This is a genomic window from Massilia agri (assembly GCF_024753255.1).
In the GTDB taxonomy this organism is placed as follows: Bacteria; Pseudomonadota; Gammaproteobacteria; order Burkholderiales; family Burkholderiaceae_D; genus Telluria; species Telluria agri.
Map to the genome: position 1 here is coordinate 98264 of NZ_JANUHA010000006.1, position 17421 is coordinate 115684.

15 protein-coding genes are annotated in these 17421 nt (G+C 71.1%); 9 read left to right on the forward strand and 6 right to left on the reverse strand.

Going from position 1 to position 17421, the window contains the following annotated elements; translation table 11 throughout:
- Positions 1-28 precede the first annotated feature (28 nt).
- The 7 genes from NX780_RS10750 to NX780_RS10780 all read left to right on the forward strand — a co-directional run bounded on the left by NX780_RS10750 (position 29) and on the right by NX780_RS10780 (position 7412).
- Positions 29-1138 carry a 6-phosphofructokinase gene (locus NX780_RS10750; protein ID WP_258827864.1) on the forward strand — a complete coding sequence of 370 codons (1110 nt, stop codon included), beginning with the start codon at positions 29-31 and terminating at the stop codon, positions 1136-1138.
- Between the two features lie 155 nt (positions 1139-1293).
- On the forward strand, positions 1294-1731 hold the full coding sequence (locus NX780_RS10755; protein ID WP_258827865.1) for a universal stress protein: 438 nt from the start codon (positions 1294-1296) through the stop codon (positions 1729-1731).
- 13 nt (positions 1732-1744) lie between these two features.
- Positions 1745-2230 carry a universal stress protein gene (locus NX780_RS10760; protein ID WP_258827866.1) on the forward strand — a complete coding sequence of 162 codons (486 nt, stop codon included), beginning with the start codon at positions 1745-1747 and terminating at the stop codon, positions 2228-2230.
- 12 nt (positions 2231-2242) lie between these two features.
- Positions 2243-3427 carry a sensor domain-containing diguanylate cyclase gene (locus NX780_RS10765; protein WP_258827867.1) on the forward strand — a complete coding sequence of 395 codons (1185 nt, stop codon included), beginning with the start codon at positions 2243-2245 and terminating at the stop codon, positions 3425-3427.
- On the forward strand, positions 3424-5994 hold the full coding sequence (locus NX780_RS10770) for a cation-translocating P-type ATPase (RefSeq protein WP_258827868.1): 2571 nt from the start codon (positions 3424-3426) through the stop codon (positions 5992-5994). Before NX780_RS10765 ends, NX780_RS10770 begins: the two co-directional genes overlap by 4 nt.
- Before the next feature lie 78 nt (positions 5995-6072).
- Complete coding sequence (locus NX780_RS10775; RefSeq protein WP_258827869.1) at positions 6073-6543, forward strand: hemerythrin domain-containing protein; 471 nt, start codon at positions 6073-6075, stop codon at positions 6541-6543.
- A 32-nt stretch (positions 6544-6575) separates the two neighbouring features.
- Complete coding sequence (locus tag NX780_RS10780; protein WP_258827870.1) at positions 6576-7412, forward strand: universal stress protein; 837 nt, start codon at positions 6576-6578, stop codon at positions 7410-7412.
- A 19-nt stretch (positions 7413-7431) separates the two neighbouring features.
- On the opposite strand, the gene NX780_RS10785 is transcribed toward NX780_RS10780, so the two are convergent.
- From NX780_RS10785 to NX780_RS10805, 4 genes are all read right to left on the reverse strand, one after another.
- Entirely contained in the window at positions 7432-7923 is a 492-nt protein-coding gene (locus NX780_RS10785; RefSeq protein WP_258827871.1) for a universal stress protein, read from the reverse strand.
- Between the two features lie 39 nt (positions 7924-7962).
- A complete protein-coding gene (locus NX780_RS10795; RefSeq protein ID WP_307732763.1) occupies positions 7963-9741 on the reverse strand; it encodes a PHA/PHB synthase family protein in 1779 nt (592 codons plus the stop codon).
- A 9-nt stretch (positions 9742-9750) separates the two neighbouring features.
- A complete protein-coding gene (locus tag NX780_RS10800) occupies positions 9751-10590 on the reverse strand; it encodes a universal stress protein (RefSeq protein WP_258827872.1) in 840 nt (279 codons plus the stop codon).
- 100 nt (positions 10591-10690) lie between these two features.
- Positions 10691-12736, reverse strand: a complete 2046-nt coding sequence (locus NX780_RS10805; RefSeq protein WP_258827873.1) for a TonB-dependent receptor — start codon at positions 12734-12736, stop codon at positions 10691-10693.
- 156 nt (positions 12737-12892) lie between these two features.
- Here NX780_RS10805 and NX780_RS10810 point away from each other — a divergent pair, with 156 nt between their 5' ends.
- Both NX780_RS10810 and NX780_RS10815 read left to right on the forward strand, forming a co-directional pair.
- Positions 12893-14029 (forward strand): acetyltransferase domain-containing protein, encoded by a 1137-nt coding sequence (locus NX780_RS10810; RefSeq protein ID WP_258827874.1) that lies wholly within the window; start codon positions 12893-12895, stop codon positions 14027-14029.
- A 107-nt stretch (positions 14030-14136) separates the two neighbouring features.
- Positions 14137-15213 (forward strand): RDD family protein, encoded by a 1077-nt coding sequence (locus tag NX780_RS10815; protein ID WP_258827875.1) that lies wholly within the window; start codon positions 14137-14139, stop codon positions 15211-15213.
- Here the strand turns inward: NX780_RS10815 and NX780_RS10820 are convergent, their stop codons facing one another.
- Positions 15214-15984 (reverse strand): slipin family protein, encoded by a 771-nt coding sequence (locus NX780_RS10820; RefSeq protein ID WP_258827876.1) that lies wholly within the window; start codon positions 15982-15984, stop codon positions 15214-15216.
- On the reverse strand, positions 15981-17345 hold the full coding sequence (locus tag NX780_RS10825; RefSeq protein ID WP_258827877.1) for an NfeD family protein: 1365 nt from the start codon (positions 17343-17345) through the stop codon (positions 15981-15983). Before NX780_RS10825 ends, NX780_RS10820 begins: the two co-directional genes overlap by 4 nt.
- Between the last annotated feature and the right edge of the window lie 76 nt (positions 17346-17421).

Here is a 17421-nt window from a genome sequence, read left to right on the forward strand (position 1 = left end):
GGCCGTGGCGCCGGCGCGATAAACGGCCGTGGACACGCCCATCCGGCGCATCGCCATCGTGACCGGCGGCGGCGACGCGCCCGGCCTGAATGCCGTCATCCGCGCGGTCGTGCTCGCGTCGAGCCGCCTGGGCTGGGAGTGCTGCGGCATCCGTGACGGCTTCAACGGCCTGCTGGCGCCCGAAGGCTGCCTGGGCGAGCCGGTGCTGCGCCTGCTGCCCGAGGCCGTGCACGGCATCGCCCACCTGGGCGGCACCATCCTCGGCAGCACCAGCCGCGGCAATCCGCTGCGCTATCCGGAGCCAGGCGGCGCCGCGACGCGCGACCGCAGCGACGAGCTGCTCGCCCTGTTCCGCGCCAGCGGTATCGATGCCCTGGTGATGGTCGGCGGCGACAGCTCGATGGAGATCGCCGCCTGCCTGCAGGGCAAGGGCTTGCGCGTGGTCGGGGTGCCCAAGACCATCGACAACGACCTCGACCGCACCAGCCAGACCTTCGGCTTCGACACCGCGGTCGGCTTCGCGACCGCCTGCATCGACCGCCTGCACAGTACCGCCGACAGCCAGCACCGCGTGATGGTGGTCGAGGTGATGGGGCGCTACGCCGGCTGGATCGCGCTGCATGCGGGCCTGGCCGGCGGCGCCCATGCGATCCTGCTGCCCGAGATCCCCTTCGACATCGGCGCCGTGGCCGAGGCCATCGCGCGGCGCCAGGCGGCGGGGCGCGGCCATGCCATCGTGGTGGCGGCCGAAGGTGCGCAGCCCCTCGGCGGCCGTCCGGAAGTGCGGGCGGCGGCCGGCGCCGGCCACGCCGAACGCCTGGGCGGGATCGGCGCCTGGGTCGAGGCCCGGCTGGCCGAGCGCCTCGACAAGGAATGCCGCAGCGTGGTGCTGGGCCACCTGCTGCGCGGCGGCAGTCCCTCGGCCTTCGACCGCGTCGCCGCCTCGCGTTTCGGCGCGGCCGCCGTGCGGGCGCTGGCGCGCGAGGAGTCGGGCGTGATGGTGGCGCTGTGCGGCCAGGACATCGCCACCGTGCCGCTCGCCGAGGTGGCGGGGCGCAACCGGCGCGTGCCGGTTGACGGCGACACCGTGCGCACCGCGCGCGAGCTCGGCATCTGCCTGGGCGAGCGCAGCGCGTGAACGCGCCCCGCGTTCCTGGCGTTTTTGATCTCGATCAAAGAAATTGTGTGGCCACCCGAACAGACTGGGGGGCAAGCAATCGAATCTCCCACCAACCAGGCATCCGCACCATTCCATCTGCCGGCACGGCCGGTTTTCTCTCCTGGAGGTTTGCCATGTACAAGCGCATCCTGCTGCCGACCGACGGCTCGGTGGCGTCCCAGCGCGCCATCCAATCCGGCGTCGATTTCGCCCGCAGCATCGGGGCCGAAGTGGTCGCAATGACGGCCACGCCGGAATTCCACGCCCTCACTGCCAATGCCGAGATGCTGGAACAGACCCGCGACGAATACCTCGCCGCCAGCCGGGCCTCCGGCCAGCGCCTGCTGGACCAGGCCGCCGCGGTGGCGCGCGACGCCGGCGTTCCCTGCACGGTCGTGCAGGTCGTGTCGGACGAGCCCTATGAGGCCATCATCGCCACCGCGCGCGACAAGCTGTGCGACCTGATCGTGATGGCTTCGCATGGACGTCGCGGGATCAAGGGTTTGTTGCTGGGCAGCGAGACCCAGAAGGTGCTGGTCCACAGCGCGATTCCGGTGCTGGTGCACCGTTAACCGGATAGCAGCCATGTACCGGCGCATCCTGGTCCCGACCGACGGTTCCCCCGTCTCCGAACGGGCCGTCGACGCCGCCATCGAGTTCGCGCGCGCCTGCGGCAGCGAGATCGTCGCCCTGTCCGTGGCCGTTCCCCAGCCAGCCTTCCAGTCGCTCGAAGGCGCCGTCGCCTGGGACCCGGGGCTGCAGATGGACCTGGCGACGCAGCAGGCGGAGGCATTCGCCAAGGCGGTCGCCGGACGTGCCCGCCAGGCCGCTGTCCCGTGCACCACGGTCGCAAGTTGCGCGCTCGACCCGGCCGAAGCCATCTGCGAGGCGGCGCGCGAGCATGGCTGCGACCTGATCGTCATGGGCTCGCACGGCCGGCGCGGCCTGAGCCGCCTGCTGGCCGGCAGCGTGACCCAGGCCGTGCTGGCCTATGCCCCGGCCCCCGTGATGGTGCTGCGGCCGCCGCTGGAAGAGGGCGGGGCGGGCCGCCATTCCACGGCTCCGGCCTGAACGGGCGGCCAGGTGCGCTTCGGGAAGGGAGCCGCGACCCTGCGCATGGCGGCGCGGCAGGACCGTCCGCAAGGCAGTGCCTTCGGCGCCGGCTGGCGGCCCGGGGCGCTTGCCGACCGGCTCGCCGGCAGGCTCGACCCGGATGCCGAGCGCGAATTCGGCCTGGCGCTGGACCGCACCCTGTCCGATGCGCTGCCCGCCCTCGGCATCGTGTTCGGGATCGGGGTCCTGCTGTTCGGCGCCTGGGACTACTGGATCGCTCACGAGCTGGCCACGACCACCGTGCTGGTGCGGCTGTCGCTGGTGCTGCTGGGCGCGCCCGGCTACTTCGCCTGGGGCGGGCGCTTCCCGGTCGCCTGGCGCTGCGCCCTGGTCTATATCACCCATGCCGGCGCCATGGTCTGCAGTTCCGCGCTGCTGCCGGGCGGCCTGGTGCTGGCGATGCCGGCGATCACGGGCGCGATGTTTCCGCTGGCCCTGGTCGAGCCGCGCCTGCGGCGCCTGGCCGGGCTCGTGCTGCCGCCTGCGCTGCTCTTCCTGCTGCTGGGGGCCAAGGTGCTGCCGCCGCCGGTGTTCGCCAGCTGCGCTCTGGTGTATGCCCTGGTCCTGGTCCTGGTGGCCGCCGTGGCGCTGTTCCAGGGACGCCTGCTGCGCGCCGATTTCCTTGCCGAGCGCGCGCTGGCCTGGACCGCCCGCCACGACAGCCTGAGCGGCGTGCTGGCGCGCGGCTACCTCGTCGAACTGGCCGGGCACGACCTCGCGCTGGCCCGCAGATACGGGCGGCCGCTCGCCATCGCCATGCTCGACATCGACTATTTCAAGCGCGTCAACGACCGCTGGGGACATGCGGTGGGCGACGCGCTGCTGTGCGCGGTGAGCCGCGCCTGTTCCACCCAGCTGCGCGCCAGCGACTACTTCGGCCGCGTGGGCGGGGAGGAATTCGTCTGCGTGATGCCCGAGACCGGGGAAGAGGAGGCGCTGGCCTGCGCCGAGCGCATGCGCCAGGCGGTGGCCGCCATCCGGCTCGATACACCGGGCGGCGCGGTAGCCTGCACGATCAGCCTCGGGGTGGCCGCACTCGACCCGGCGCATGCGGACTTCGGCGCGCTGCTGGCCGCCGCCGACGCCGCACTGTACCGGGCCAAGGCCGGGGGGCGCGACCGGGTCGCGCTGGCGCCCCACCCGGCAGGTGAATGATGGTTCCCGGCGCGCCGCACGGTGAGTTGCGCGCAGATCACGCCGCGCCGCCACCCGAAGGCCTGGACAGCGCCGAAGCGGCGCGGCGCCTGGCAAACGACGGTCCCAACAGCCTGCCTGACGCCGGCGGGCGGCGCTGGCGTCGCATCGCGCTCGATGCCGCACGCGAACCCATGTACCTGCTGCTGGTCGGCGCCGCGGCGGTCTACCTCGTGCTGGGCGAACCGCTCGAGGGCGCCTTCCTGTTCGGCATGGTGGTCCTGATGCTGTGCTTGACCCTGTACCAGGAAGGGCGCACCGAGCGCGCGTTGCAGGCCCTGCGCGTACTCGGGGCGCCCACCGCGCTGGTGTGGCGCGACGGACGCAGGCAGCGCCTGCCGGCCAGCGTGCTGGTCGAAGGCGACCTGGTCGAACTGGGCGAAGGAGACCGGGTCCCGGCCGACGGCCTGCTGCTGGCGGCGGCCGGCATGCTGGTGGACGAATCGCTCCTGACCGGCGAATCGCTGCCGGTCGGGAAACAGGAAGCGCCGCAGGGCGCGCCACCGAGCGCACCGGGCGGACCAGATCTGCCCTGGGTATATGCGGGGACCCTGGTGGTGCAGGGACACGGCATGGCGCGCGTGAGCGCCACCGGCGCGCGCAGCGAGATCGGACGCATCGGCGCGGCGCTCGGGCGGATCGCGCCGCCGCGCGGGCGCCTGCAGCGCGAAACGGCGGCGCTGGCGCGGCGCTTCGCCATCCTCGGCGGCATCGTCAGCGTGCTGCTGGTGGCCTTGCTGGTCGCGCGAGGCAGTGCGCCGCTGCAGGCGCTGCTCGCGGGTATCGCCCTGTCGATGTCGATGCTGCCGGAAGAGTTTCCCGTCATTCTGACGGTGTTCCCGGCGCTCGGCGCCTGGCGGCTGGCGCGAAGCCAGGTGCTCACGCGCCGCCTGGCGGCCATCGAGATCCTGGGCTCGACCTCGGTGCTGTGCGTCGACAAGACCGGCACCCTGACCGAGAACCGCATGGCGGTGGCGCGCCTGTGGCGCGACGGCGCAGTGCACGAGGCGGCGCAGCAGGGCGAGCTGCTGGCCTGCGCCCTGCGCGCCAGCCGCCCGCCCGGGAGCGATCCGATGGAGGCGGCGATCTGGCGCCTGGCGGGCGTTGCCCTGGCGGACGGCGGCGCCGTGCCGGCGGGCTGGCGGCTGCTGCGCGAATATGGCCTGACCCCGCAGCGTCCGGCCCTGGTGCAGCTCTGGGATTGCGGCGACGGCAGCGTGCTGGTCGCAGTGAAAGGTGCGCCCGAGACGGTCGCGGCGATGTGTCATGCAGGGCCACGCGGGGAGGCGCTGGAAGCGGCGGCCGGGATGGCGGCTGACGGCCTGCGTGTGCTGGCGGTGGCACGCGCCCGCGTATCAAGCCTTGCCGCACCGTGGCCGGCGGACCCGGCCGGCTTCGCTCCTGAGCTGCTTGGCCTGGTCGCTCTCGCCGATCCGCTGCGCGCGGACATTCCCGATGCGGTGGCGGCCTGCCGGGCGGCCGGGTTGCGCATCGTGATGATCACCGGCGACCACCCCGGCACCGCGCGCGCCATCGGGCGCCAGGCCGGGCTGGCCGGCGCCGAAGACGGCCAGGGCGGGGTGCTGGGCGGGGCCGAGATCGCCACCCTCGACGATGACGCATTGGCGGGACGGCTCGCCCACGCGGCGATATGCGCGCGCATCGCGCCCCAGCAAAAGCTGCGCATCGTCCAGGCGCTCCAGCGCGACGGCGCCGTGGTGGCGATGACGGGCGACGGCGTCAACGACGCCCCGGCCCTGCGGGCCGCCGACGTCGGGGTCGCCATGGGCCTGCGCGGGACCGACGTGGCGCGCGAGGCCGCCGAGTTGACCCTGCTCGACGACCGCTTCGCCTCGCTGGTCGAGGCGATCGCGGCGGGGCGCCGGATCTTCGCCAATATGCGCAAGTCGATGTGCTTCGTGATGGCGATGCACGTGCCGATCGCCGGCATGGCGCTGCTCCCCGTGCTACTGGGCTGGCCGGTGATGCTGTACCCCCTGCACATCGTGTTCCTGGAACTGGTGATCGACCCCGCCTGCTCGCTGGCCTTCGAGAACGAGCCGCCCGAGCCGGACCTGATGCGGCGGGGCCCGCGCGCGCCGGGAGAGGCGCTGTTCGGCCGCGCGGCGGCGCTCGATGCGCTACTGCAGGGCGGCTGGGTGCTGGCCCTGGTCGTGGCCCTGTACGGCTGGGGCTTGTCCTGGCTGCCCGAACCGCAGGCGCGCGCCGCCGCCTTCGCGGCGCTGGTGCTGTGCAGCCTGTCGCTGCTGCTGTCGAATCGCCAGCGCCACGGCCTCATGCGCACGCTGCGCGCCGCCAACCCCGTGTTCTGGACGATCGCCGGCGCCGCCATCGCCCTCCTGGCTGTGGCCATCCATGTGCCGGCCGCGGCGGAGGTCCTGCTGCTGGCGCCGCCCGCGCCCGCGGCCCTGGCCGGCAGCATTGCCGTGGCCCTGCTGGCCCTGTGCGGCCTCGAGCTGCGCAAGCGGCTGGCGGCACGCCCGCGCAGGACGAACCTGGCGATTTGACCTGAGTCAAACACACGAACCCGGGCAGCGGTAGCGCGCCGGCCCGGTCCCGCCCGCCATTTCCGAAGAGGTGTTCACATGGTTTCGTCGCCCCTCAGCATCCAGGGCCCGCACACCGTCGTGCGGGCGATGGCGCATGCGCGCACTACCCTGCTGGTCCAGGTCCGCGCCGCCGCGCGCGTGCCGGAAGCCGGCTTCGCCAGCGCCTTCGTCCACCTGGTCGCCGCCATCGAAGCGGCCTTCCGCAAGGAAGAGACCCTGATGGAGGCGATCGGCTTTCCAGGCGTGCGCGAGCAGCGCCGCGACAATGCGCTGCTGCTGAACGCGCTGCACCATGCCGTGCCACGGATCGAGGCGGGCGAGCTCGAGATCGGGCGCGAGGTGCTTGCCGTCCTGCCGGAGCTGCTGTCGCTGCACCGCTTCTGCGGCCTCCGGGTGCTGGCGACGGCGCGCCGCACGGTGCTGGCGCTGCGCCGCGGCCGGGCGCCGGGCCCGCTCGGCGGGCGGGCGCATGCGCGGCGGCCGGCGCACAAGCAGCACCATGCCTAGCGTGGCATCGCCCTGTCGATACGGAGGACACCATGAGCTACAGGACCATCGTCGTGCACGTGGACGAATCGCGCCATGCCCCGCAGCGCATCCGCCTGGCCGCGCGCCTGGCCGGCGAACACGAGGCCCACCTGGTAGGCCTGGCCGTCACCGGCGTCTCGCGCGAGGTCTTCCCGCACGGTTACCATGCCGTGCCCGGCAGCCTGGAGGCCAGCTACTTCGAGCCCCTGCATGCGAGCGCGGCGCGCGCCCTCGAGGGCTTCGGCCTGCTTGCGGCCGAGGCCGGGGTGTCCTTCGAGAAGCGGCTGGTCTGCGACCTGGCCAGCGAGGCACTGGCGCGCATGGGGCGCTTCGCCGACCTGGTGGTGGCCGGCCAGGACGACCCGGACGAGGCATTGAAGGACACCATCGGGCGCATACCCGAATACGTGGCCTTCACCTGCGCCCGGCCGGTACTGGTCACGCCGAACGCGCCGCTCGCCCACGGCATGGGCCGCCACGTGCTGGTGGGCTGGAACGGCAGCCAGGAAGCGTCCAGCGCGCTGCTGGCCGCGCTGCCCATGATGCGGCACGCGGTACGCGTCACGGTGGTCTCGTTCCGGCCGCATGGCGACCTTGAACTGGACGATCCGCAACACCAGGCCGACCTGGCCGCCTTCCTGGCGCGCCACGACGTGCAGGCCGATCTGCTCGTCCTCGCGCACCCGATCGACGGTGGCCGGGCGCTGCTCGAACTGGCCCGGCGCGAGGCCTATGACTTGCTGGTGATCGGCTGTTATGGCCACTCGCAGTTCCGCGAACTGTTCCTGGGCGGGGTCACCCGCAAGGTCCTGCGGGACGCCACGGTGCCGGTGCTGATGGCCCGTTGAGCAGCAAGCCGGACTGCGCTCAGGCGGCCGTGTCCTCGGCGAAGTCCGGCGGCGCGGCTTCGCGCGGATCGCGCAGCAGCAGGACCGGGATGGGCGAGTTGGCCAGCACGTATTGCGCGACGCTGCCGGCGAACAGGCGATTGGCATCGTTGGGCCCGTGCGTGCCCATCACGATCAGGTCGCAGCCATGCGCCTGCGCCAGCCGGACGATCTCGGGCCCCGGACTGGACGCCAGCGGCGTCGCGCTGTCGCAGCTGACGCCGCCGGCATGGGCGATGCGCTCGATGGTGGCGACGTGGGCGAGCGCCGCCCGGTGTGCGCGCTCGAATTCGCGCTGCACCGCATCAAGCGCGGGCACCGCGCCATCGTCGGGCAGGGAAAAGGAGGGCTGCGCAACCGAGACGGCGACGATACGGCCGGCCCCCGAGCGCGCCAGCAGCGCGCCCATCTGGGCGGCCCGAACCGCCAGGTCGGAACCATCGGTGGCGATGCAGACGCGTTCGAGGAACATGGCGTTGACTCCGTTGACTCCGTTGGCAAACTGGGACGCTCAGGCTTGCAGCACGTAGTCGCCGGGCGCCGCGGGGCCCGCCGTTGGCGCCGGCGGCGCCACCAGGGCACCGGCCTGGCGCGCCAGCCAGGCTTCCCAGGCCGGCCACCAGCTTCCCTCGTGCAGGGCGGCCGCAGCCTGCCAGGCGTCCGGCCCCTGGTAGGGCCCGTCCTGCGGATGCAGCGAGACCTGATAGCTGCGCTTCGGCATGCCGGGCGGCGACACCACGCCCGCATTGTGGCCGCCCGAGGTCAGGAGGAAGGTGACCTCGGTGTCCGACAGCGGGATGATCTTGTACACCGAACGCCAGGGCGCCACGTGGTCGGTCATGGCGCCGACCGCGAAGACGGGCACGTGAATGTCGGTCAGCGCCACCGGCCGGCCCTCGACGATGTAGCGCATGCTGGCCAAGCGGTTTTTCAGGAACAGGGTGTGCAGGTACTCCGAGTGCATGCGGCAGGGCATGCGGGTGGCGTCCGCATTCCAGGAAGCCAGGTCGTTGTCCTTGTCGGGAATGTCGAGCAGGTAGTGGCGCAGGCGCCGCGACCACACCAGGTCGTTCGAGCGCAGCAGCTGGAAGGCGCCGGCCATCTGGCGCGTGTCGAGGTAGCCCTGCTGCCACATCACGGCTTCCAGGAAGGCGACCTGGCTGTCGTCGATGAAGAGGGACAATTCGCCCGGCTCGGTGAAGTCGACCTGGGCCGCCAGCAGGGTCAGGCTGGCCAGGCGGGTGTCGCCCTCACGTGCCATGGTGGCGGCGGCGATCGCCAGCAAGGTGCCGCCGAGGCAATAGCCGCAGACGTTGATTTTCCGCGCGCCGGTCTGCGCCGCGATGGTGTCGAGGGCGGCCATCACGCCCAGGCCCCGGTAGTCCTCGAGCGAGAGATCGCGGTCTTCGGCGTCCGGGTTCTTCCAGGAGATCATGTAGACCGTGTGGCCGCGCTCGACCAGGTAGCGCACCAGGGAATTGTGTGGCGAGAGGTCGAGGATGTAGTACTTCATGATCCAGGCCGGCACCACCAAGAGCGGCGCCGCGTGCACCTGGGCGGTTCGCGGCGCGTAGCGGATCAGTTCGACGAGGCGGTTCTTCATCACCACCGTGCCCGGCGTGACGGCGACATCGCGTCCGGGCCGGTAGGCGACGGGCGCGCCCGTGCCGGCCAGGCCGCGGCGCAGGTCGGCGAGGGCGCGCAAGCTCCCGTGCAGCAGGTTTTCGCCGCCACGGGCCAGCGTGACGCCCTGGGCCACCGGATTGCTGGCCATGAAGTTCGATGGCGCCATGCCGTCGAGCAGCTGGCGCGCGACGAAGGTGACAACGTCGGAATGGTGGGGCGAGACCCCGCGCACGCCGCTGGTCGCGCGGTGCCACCATTTCTGGGCCAGCAGGAAGCCCTGGCTGACGCCGTTCCACGGCCAGGCGTGCCAGGCGGGATCGTCGAAGCGCTTGTCCTGGGCCAGCGGATGCACCGCTTCGCCGGCGTTGCCGAGCATGGCGCCGGCGCAGTAGCGCCACCATTCGGCCCAGTCGCCGGCGGCCTGGATGCCGAGCTCCATCTGCTTGGCCGGCGACAGCATCAGGTGGGCGGCCCAGTCCTGCCAGGCGACGGCCAGGGCGGCGGGCGAGATATTGGCGGTCAGGCGCCCGAGCCAGGCGTTCAGGGCCAGGTCGACGTGGGCGTGCTCGACGTGGCTCTCCGGGTAGCGCGGGCGCATGCCGCCCTGCCAGGCGCTGGCTTCGCGCCGCTGCTCGCTGGGCGGGACGTCGTTGCGTACGTTCATCGTGGCATTTCAGTGGGCGAGCAGCAGCGGCACCGGCGCGCGCTCCAGCAGCTCGCGGGTGGCGCCGCCCAGCACCCATTCGCGGTAGCGGCTGTGACCGTAGGCCCCGGCGACGATCAGGCCGGCGCCGCTGTCCCGCGCCACCTGGACCAGGGTGGCGCCGACCGTAGCCGAGGTGCGCTCCACGATCACCTCGACCGGCACGCCATGGCGCGCCAGATAGAGGGCCAGGTCGGCGCCGGGCTCCTCGCCGTGCAGGCCGGTCGCGGTGTCCGGGTTGACCAGCACCAGCTTGACGCTGCCGGCGCGGCACAGCAGGGGCAGGGCGGCGTCGATGGCGCGCAGGGCCTGGCTGCTGCCGTCCCAGCCGGCCACGACGGTGCCGGCGATGGGCGCGTCGCCGTAGGTCTCGGGCACCACCAGCACCGGCCGCACGCCGTGCAGGGCCAGGTGGGCGGGCAGGCCGCGCGGCGTCGACTCGCCCTTGCCGGCTTGGGCCGGATCCTGGCTCAGCACCAGCAGGTCGGCGTAGCGCGACTGCAGCAGCAGGCCGAAGGCGGCATCCTCTTCGGCCAGGCGCGCCTCGATCGAGGCCACGCCGAGGCGCGCCGCCTGGGTGGTGAAGGCCTCCAGGCGCTGGCGCGCGGTCGCGCGCAGGGCGTCGACATCGACCACCGGCACCGGCGGCTCCACCGAACCGGCCAGCAGGGCCACGTCCACCCAGGAGATGCCGGTGGAGGCGCTGCCGACCAGGTGGGCCTCGTGCTCGCAGGCCAGGCGGGCGGCCGCGCACAGCCGGCTGTCCTGGCGTGCGCTGCCGTCGATGTGGACGACGATGGTCTTGATCATGGCATCCTCCGTGCATGTGGCGCCAGCCATGTGTTTGACCTGATCACATGCGTCGGGTTCTGGCGGCGCGCGCCGCAGGTTCACTCCCGCCGGGACCGGATCAGAGCTTGAGGTTGAGCGAGAGATAGGCGGCGCGGCCCGGTCCCGACGAGAAGCTGGGCTGGGCTTGTCCCGCCGGCCAGAAGAAGTTGTCGTACCAGGCGTACTCGTATTGGCGGTCGGCGAGATTCTTGAGCTGGAAATCGATGCTGGTGCGCTTCGACAGCTGGTAGCGCACATTCGCGTCGAACAGGACGAAGCCGCCGTACTTGCCGGCCGTGTTCGGGCTGTCGATGTAGTAGTCGCCCTGGGCCCGGCCCTGGAGGCCGAAGCGCCAGGCATCGCCCGCGCGGTATTCGAGTCCGGCATTGCTGATGTGGCGCGGGGTCGAGAACACTTCCTTGCCGGCGAGCGAAGCCCCGTCGGCGGCGAAGGCGCGCGTGACCTCGGCCTTCTGCAGCGAATGCGAGACCCACAGCTCGAGGTTGTCGCCGATGTGGCCCGACAGCTGGAAGTCCACGCCCTCGCGCCGGGTTTCGCCCAGGCCCACGGTGGTGCCGGTGGCCGGCATGTTCGCCACTTCATCCGTCGCATCCTGGCGCCACACCGCCAGGCGCAGGTCGGTCTTTTGCGCCGGCTTGAACTTCACGCCCAATTCCTTGCCGGTGTTGATGGACGGCGCGAAACGGGCCTGGCCTGGCGTCAGGTAGGCGGGGGCGCCGGAGCCGGTGAGCATCTGGAACGTTCGGCCCCAGTTGGCGTAGACGTTCAGGTTCTCCATCGGCGTGTACACCATGCTCAGCTTGGGCTGGCGGATCGTGCCGTAGTCCTGCAGCGGGGCGCGCTGGCCGGTCGCGCGGAACAGGTTCTCGCCCGAGAAGCGGTCCACGCGCAGGCCCGGCACCAGCTTGAACTTGTCGCCCAGGCGGACAATGGCCTGCAGGTAGGCGCCGACGTTGTTGAAACTGTAGCGCTCGTCGTTCTGGGTCTGGGCCGGCGTCGAATAATCGGTCGGCAGGGCATAGGTGAAGCGGTAGCGCTGGTAGCCGTTGCGCTGGCGTTCGGTGCTGGCGCCGCCATCCAGCGTGATGCGGTCGTTCAGGCGCCAGGTGAGGGTAGAGATGAAACCCGTCTGCTCCTCGTCCCAGATGCGGCGCTGGCGCGGGGCGGTGCCGGCCGGGTTGCTGGTGAAGGTGACGCGGCGGTCGTCCTCGTAGCTGTTGAAGTAGAGCTTGTTGCTCCAGAAAGCATCCGGGGTGATCTGCCAGTCGAGGTGGGCGCCGGCGTGGTGCATCTCGCGCTCGCTGCGGTCGTTGGCGTTTTTCAGGGGCGACTGGCGGCGGTCGGCGCGCAGCTCGCTTGCGGTCAGGAAGCCCGGCTCGCCGGCGTCGTGCCGGTAGGTGCGCAGCACCAGGCCGCCACGCAGCTTGTTGTCCGCGGAACTCAGGAACCACTTGCCGCCCAGCGAATATTTATCCGAGCCGCTGCCGCGGTACTCGTCGGAGTCCTGTTTCGCGAGGAAGTAGTTCTGGGCGAAGCCCTTCGATTCGCGCCCCAGCGCCAGCTGCACTTCGCGGGTGTCGAAGCTGCCCAGGGTGAAACGGGCGTCGGTGTAGTTGCCGCCCTGGCGGGTGCCGAAGTTGATGTTGCCGCCGATATTGTGCAGGCCATAGCGCGGGTCGTTCGTGCCGCGCACGACCTCGATGTAGTCGACTTCGAGCGGGAAGATCATGTCGATGAAGCGCTGGTTGCCGCTGTTGACGTTGCTCGGCACGCCGTCGATCAGCACCTTGATGCCGTTGATATAGCCTTCGCCGTTGAAGGCGCGGAAGGTCGCCTTGCCGGACTCGGCGCCCATGCGGGTCTCGGTCAGCTGGATGCCGGGCAGCTGGCCGATCAGCTCCCAGCTGTTCATCACGTTCTCGTCCTCGACCTTGTCCGCGCCCAGCACGTCGACCGAGGTCAGCACGCGATTGCTCGCCAGCGGCCCGCCGGCACGCTGGGCGCTGACGCGCACCTCGCCCATGACGATCACCGGATCGTCGGCCCAGGCGGCCTGTGCCGGCAGGAGGGTGGCGAGGAGGGCGGGGAGGAGCTTGCGTTTCATTTCTTGGAGAACCTTATTTGTTGGTGCAAGGGCGGCAGGGGCCGGCTGTGCATTAATGATATGGCATTATCATTTAGATGACAACGATAATGATAAGTTGTTCTCAATTAATGCCGAAAGAGGTATGCTTCGGCTTTTGCTTCTTTCGCCTCACGCATGCACGCACCATCGCTTCTTCCCGCGCGCCAGCGCATCCCCGGCATCGACGCCCTGCGCGGCCTCGTCATGGTCTTCATGCTGGTCGACCATGTACGCGAAACCTTCCTGCTGCACCTGCAGGTCGGCGACCCGATGGATGTCGCCACCACCCCGCCCGCGCTGTTCGCCTCGCGTCTCCTGGCCCACCTGTGCGCGCCGGTCTTCGTCTTCCTGACCGGCCTGTCGGCCTTCCTCTACGCCGCACGCCAGGGACAGGGCGGCGCCGCGTCCTTCCTCGCCAAACGCGGCCTCTTCCTGGTTGCGCTGGAACTCACCGTGATCAACTTCGCCTGGACCGGCGCCTTTCCGCCGCAGCTCATCTACCTGCAGGTGATCTGGGCGATCGGCCTGTCAATGCTGGCCCTGGCCTGCCTGGTGCGCCTGCCGCGCGCGGCCCTGGTGGCGATCGGGCTGGCGATCGTGGCCGGCCACAACCTCTTCGATGGGCTGCACTTCGCCCCCGGCCATCCGCTGCACGGCCTCTGGGCGGTGCTGCACGACCGCGGCTGGCTGGACATCACGGATTCCCTGCGCGTGCGCACCTCCTACCCGGTGCTGCCCTGGATCGGCATCATCTGCCTGGGCTATGCCTGCGGCCCCTGGTTCGGCGCCGGCTTCCCTGCGGCCGCGCGCCGGCGCCGCCTGCTGGCCTGGGCGGCCGGCCTGCTCGGCGGCTTCGCCATGCTGCGCGGCCTGAACGTCTACGGCGACCGTCCCTGGGTGGCCGGCGCGACCGCGCAGGAGACCGTGATGAGCTTCTTCAACGTGACGAAATACCCGCCTTCGCTGCTGTTCACGGCCCTGACGCTCGCAATCGGCCTGCTCCTGCTGGCGCTGCTGGAGCGCCGCCACGGCCTGCTTGCCGGGAAACTGTCGGTGCTCGGTTCGGCGCCGATGTTCTTCTACATCCTGCACCTCTACGCGCTGCAGCTGCTCCACGCCGCCATGTCGGCAACCGGCATGGCGCGCTTCGAGGCGGTATGGCCGGTCTGGGCGCTGGCGCTGCTCTTGAGCGCCGCCCTGTTCCCTGCGGTGCAGGCCTTCGCCACGCTCAAGGCGCGGCGGCGCGATCTTGCCTGGCTCAAGTACCTCTGATCGTGCCGTGCCTGTGACCATTCGTGAGAATCGGCCAGTAACCACCCGATATACTGCTGAGCACGAGCGCCACGTATGCATGGCGCAGGTGCGCATCAGGAGAAGGTATGGAACAGCAGTTGCAGCACGAGGACGCGATCGTCCTGGAGAAGACCGCGCCGGCGTCCGGCGATGAAGCGCCGGCCCTGCCGCTCGCCGGGCCGTGGCGGCGCTGGTTTGCCCGCCTGTTCGACCTGTGGTGGGAGGTCGTGCTGATCGGCTTCCTCGGCGGCTTCGTGTTCGGCCAGGTGTCCGCCGACCTCCTGCGCTGGCTGGAGTCGCCCATCGGTGGAAAGCTGTTCGGCCTGGCTTGCGTGCCGCTGGCCCTGCTGTTCGATGCCGGCCTGATGGCAGCGCTGGGCAACACGCCCGGCAAGGCCCTGCTCGGGATGCGGGTCGGTCTGGTCGACGGCCGCACGCCGGGCTTCTTCCAGCTATGCAGGCGCAACCTGGGCGTGTGGGTCGCCGGCTTCGGTCTCGGCCTGCCCCTGATCAACCTGCTCACCATGGCGCGCCAGTACCGCAAGCTCAGGGAGGGCGAGCAGGCCAGCTATGACGAGGACAGCTTCCGGGTGCGGGCGCGGCCGATCGGCTGGATCAGGCGGGCGGGCTTCTTCGCCGCCTTCCTCGTGCTGTTCGCCGCGATGGTCGCCCTCGAGCACTGGGACCGCGAGGATACGCGCAAGACCGCCGCCCGCAACGCCGGGCCTTCCTTCCAGTGGACTAACCCGGGAACCGGGCGCACCGTCAGCGTCGCACCGCAGTGGGGCTACCAGCAGACCGAGGCGGACGACGGCACGGTGCTGCACCAGTTCACGCAGTACAGCGAGCATGCGGTGGTGATCCTCTCGAGCGAGGATGCGGGCGACATGAGCCTGCCGGAATATGCGCGCGCCTGGACCGATACGGTCTCGGACAGCTTCAAGGTGCCGGCCGGGAGCTTCGGCACATTCCGCGGCATGCCGTCCTGGACCGCGTCCGGCAAGCGCCGCGACGACGCAACCCGCATCCAGGTCCGCCTGGTGCTGATGGACGGGCAGGTCTGGCGGGTGATGGCGATCCAGTCGCCCCCCGTGGACTACACCGCCGACCTGGTCGACGTCCTCGCCGGCCGCCTGTGGGACACCGTGCTCACGGTCCCCTGATCAGGCCCCATCCTTGCGCGGCGGGAGCGTGAGGCCCGCCAGCACGTCCATCGGCAGCGGGAACACGATGGTCGAGGACTTGTCGCCGGCGATGCTGCCGAGGGTCTGCAGGGTGCGCAGCTGCATGGCGCCGGGCTGCCGGGCCAGCACGAAAGCGGCCTGCTGCAGCTTTTCGGAAGCCTGCAGCTCGCCCTCCGCGTGGATCACCTTGGCGCGGCGCTCGCGTTCGGCCTCGGCCTGCCGGGCGATCGCGCGGATCATGGATTCGTCGAGGTCGACGTGCTTGATCTCGACGTTCGCCACCTTGATGCCCCAGGCGTCGGTCTGGGCGTCCAGGACCTGCTGGATGTCGAGGTTGAGGCGCTCGCGCTCGGCCAGCATCTCGTCCAGTTCGTGCTTGCCGAGCACGGAACGCAGGGTGGTCTGGGCCAGCTGGCTGGTCGCTTCCAGGAAGTTCGCCACCTGGATGATGGCGCGCTCCGGGTCGACCACGCGGAAGTAGATCACGGCATTGACCTTCACCGACACGTTGTCCCGCGAGATCACGTCCTGGGTCGGCACGTCGAGCACCACGGTGCGCAGGTCGACCCGCACCATCTGCTGCAGCACCGGGATGATGATCACCAGGCCCGGCCCCTTCACGCCCCAGAAGCGCCCCAGCTGGAACACCACGCCGCGCTCGTATTCGCGCAGGATGCGGATCGCCGATACGAGCAGGGCCAGCAGCAGGAAGAGCAGGGCCCCCAAACCGAGGCCGAGTCCGGGAATCATGGGCTGTCCTTTCCATTCGCGGGCACCACTTCCAGGGTCAGGCCGCTGCGCCCGACCACCCGCACCGTCTGTTCGGGGCGCAGCACGGCGCTGCTGACGGCGCGCCATAGTTCTCCCTCGACCCGCACCCAGGCTTCGTGCCCGCGCAGCTGGCCGACGCGCTCCACGGTGGCAAGAAGCCCGACCAGGCCGGCCGCGCCGCTGGTCACGGGACGGCGGCGCGTCCGCAGCGCGAGGCGGGCGGTGGCGAACAGCAGCAGGGCGCTGGCGACGGCGAGCGGGACGAGCAGGCCCAGCGGAATGCCGTAGCCGGGCAGTTCGGTATCGATCAGCATGAGGGCGCCGGCGATGAAGGCCGCGATGCCGCCCAGGCCGAGGATGCCGAAGCTGGGCAGGAAGGCTTCCATCCCCATGAACACGAGGCCGAGGGCGATCAGGGCCAGGCCCGCGTAGTTCACAGGCAGCAGCTGCAGGGCGTAGAGTCCCAGCAGCAGGCAGATCCCGCCGATCACGCCCGGGGCCACGGCGCCCGGGTTCATGAACTCGAACACCAAGCCATAGATCCCGATGGTCATCAGGAGCAGGGCCACGCTGGGATTGGTGAGCGCGGCCAAAGCGTCGGTGCGCCAGTCGGGGACGAATTCGACGACATGCGCGCCCCGGGTCGCCAGAATGCGTTCCTGCCCCAGCACCGCCACCTTGCGGCCGTCCAGCTGTTCGAGCAGGCTCGCCACGTCCGGCGCGACGAGGTCGGCTACCCGCAGGCGCAGCGCTTCGTCGGCGCTGATGCTGAGCGACTCGCGCACGGCCCGCTCGGCCCAGTCGGCGTTGCGGCCGCGCAGCTGGGCCAGGCTGCGCAGGTAGGCGGCGGCGTCGTTGAGCGCCTTGCTGCGCATGGCGGACGCGCTGTCCTGGCCGTCGCCGCCGGGCGCCTTCCTGCCGGCCTCCTGGGGCGGGGACAGGCCGATCTCGACCGGCGTGGCCGCGCCCACATTCGTGCCCGGCGCCATGGCGGCGACGTGGCTCGCGTAGAGCAGGTAGGTGCCGGCGCTGGCGGCGCGCGCCCCGCTGGGCGCGACCCAGGCCACGACGGGAATTCTTGACGCCAGGATGGCCTTGATCACGGCGCGCATCGAGGTGTCGAGGCCGCCCGGCGTGTCCATCCGCAGGATCAGGAGCTGGTCGCCGCGCGCGGTGGAGGCGGCGATGCTGCGCACCACGTGGTCGGCGGTGGCCGGGCCGAGGGCGCCGTCGATGGTAAGCAGGCCGACGGCGGGCGCGCCGCGCGCAGGCAGGGGCTGGAACAGCGCCAGCAGGAGCAGGAGCGCCGCCGACACCGGCGCGAAGGCTTGGCGCAGCACGGGCTTGTCCAGGAAGAGGGCAGCGAAGGAAGACCATCGATTGCCCGTTTGGACAGCGCCCCGGGCGCCGTGTTCC

What these genes read in the sequence shown, in the direction of transcription:
- NX780_RS10785 (WP_258827871.1), bottom strand. Translation starts at nt 7,923, where the DNA reads ATGTTCCTCGAACGCGTCTGCATCGCCACCGATGGTTCCGACCTGGCG.
- NX780_RS10795 (WP_307732763.1), bottom strand. Translation starts at nt 9,741, where the DNA reads ATGAACGTACGCAACGACGTCCCGCCCAGCGAGCAGCGGCGCGAAGCC.
- NX780_RS10810 (WP_258827874.1), top strand. Translation starts at nt 12,893, where the DNA reads ATGCACGCACCATCGCTTCTTCCCGCGCGCCAGCGCATCCCCGGCATC.
- NX780_RS10755 (WP_258827865.1), top strand. Translation starts at nt 1,294, where the DNA reads ATGTACAAGCGCATCCTGCTGCCGACCGACGGCTCGGTGGCGTCCCAG.
- NX780_RS10770 (WP_258827868.1), top strand. Translation starts at nt 3,424, where the DNA reads ATGATGGTTCCCGGCGCGCCGCACGGTGAGTTGCGCGCAGATCACGCC.
- NX780_RS10780 (WP_258827870.1), top strand. Translation starts at nt 6,576, where the DNA reads ATGAGCTACAGGACCATCGTCGTGCACGTGGACGAATCGCGCCATGCC.
- NX780_RS10800 (WP_258827872.1), bottom strand. Translation starts at nt 10,590, where the DNA reads ATGATCAAGACCATCGTCGTCCACATCGACGGCAGCGCACGCCAGGAC.
- NX780_RS10805 (WP_258827873.1), bottom strand. Translation starts at nt 12,736, where the DNA reads ATGAAACGCAAGCTCCTCCCCGCCCTCCTCGCCACCCTCCTGCCGGCA.
- NX780_RS10760 (WP_258827866.1), top strand. Translation starts at nt 1,745, where the DNA reads ATGTACCGGCGCATCCTGGTCCCGACCGACGGTTCCCCCGTCTCCGAA.
- NX780_RS10775 (WP_258827869.1), top strand. Translation starts at nt 6,073, where the DNA reads ATGGTTTCGTCGCCCCTCAGCATCCAGGGCCCGCACACCGTCGTGCGG.
- NX780_RS10815 (WP_258827875.1), top strand. Translation starts at nt 14,137, where the DNA reads ATGGAACAGCAGTTGCAGCACGAGGACGCGATCGTCCTGGAGAAGACC.
- NX780_RS10820 (WP_258827876.1), bottom strand. Translation starts at nt 15,984, where the DNA reads ATGATTCCCGGACTCGGCCTCGGTTTGGGGGCCCTGCTCTTCCTGCTG.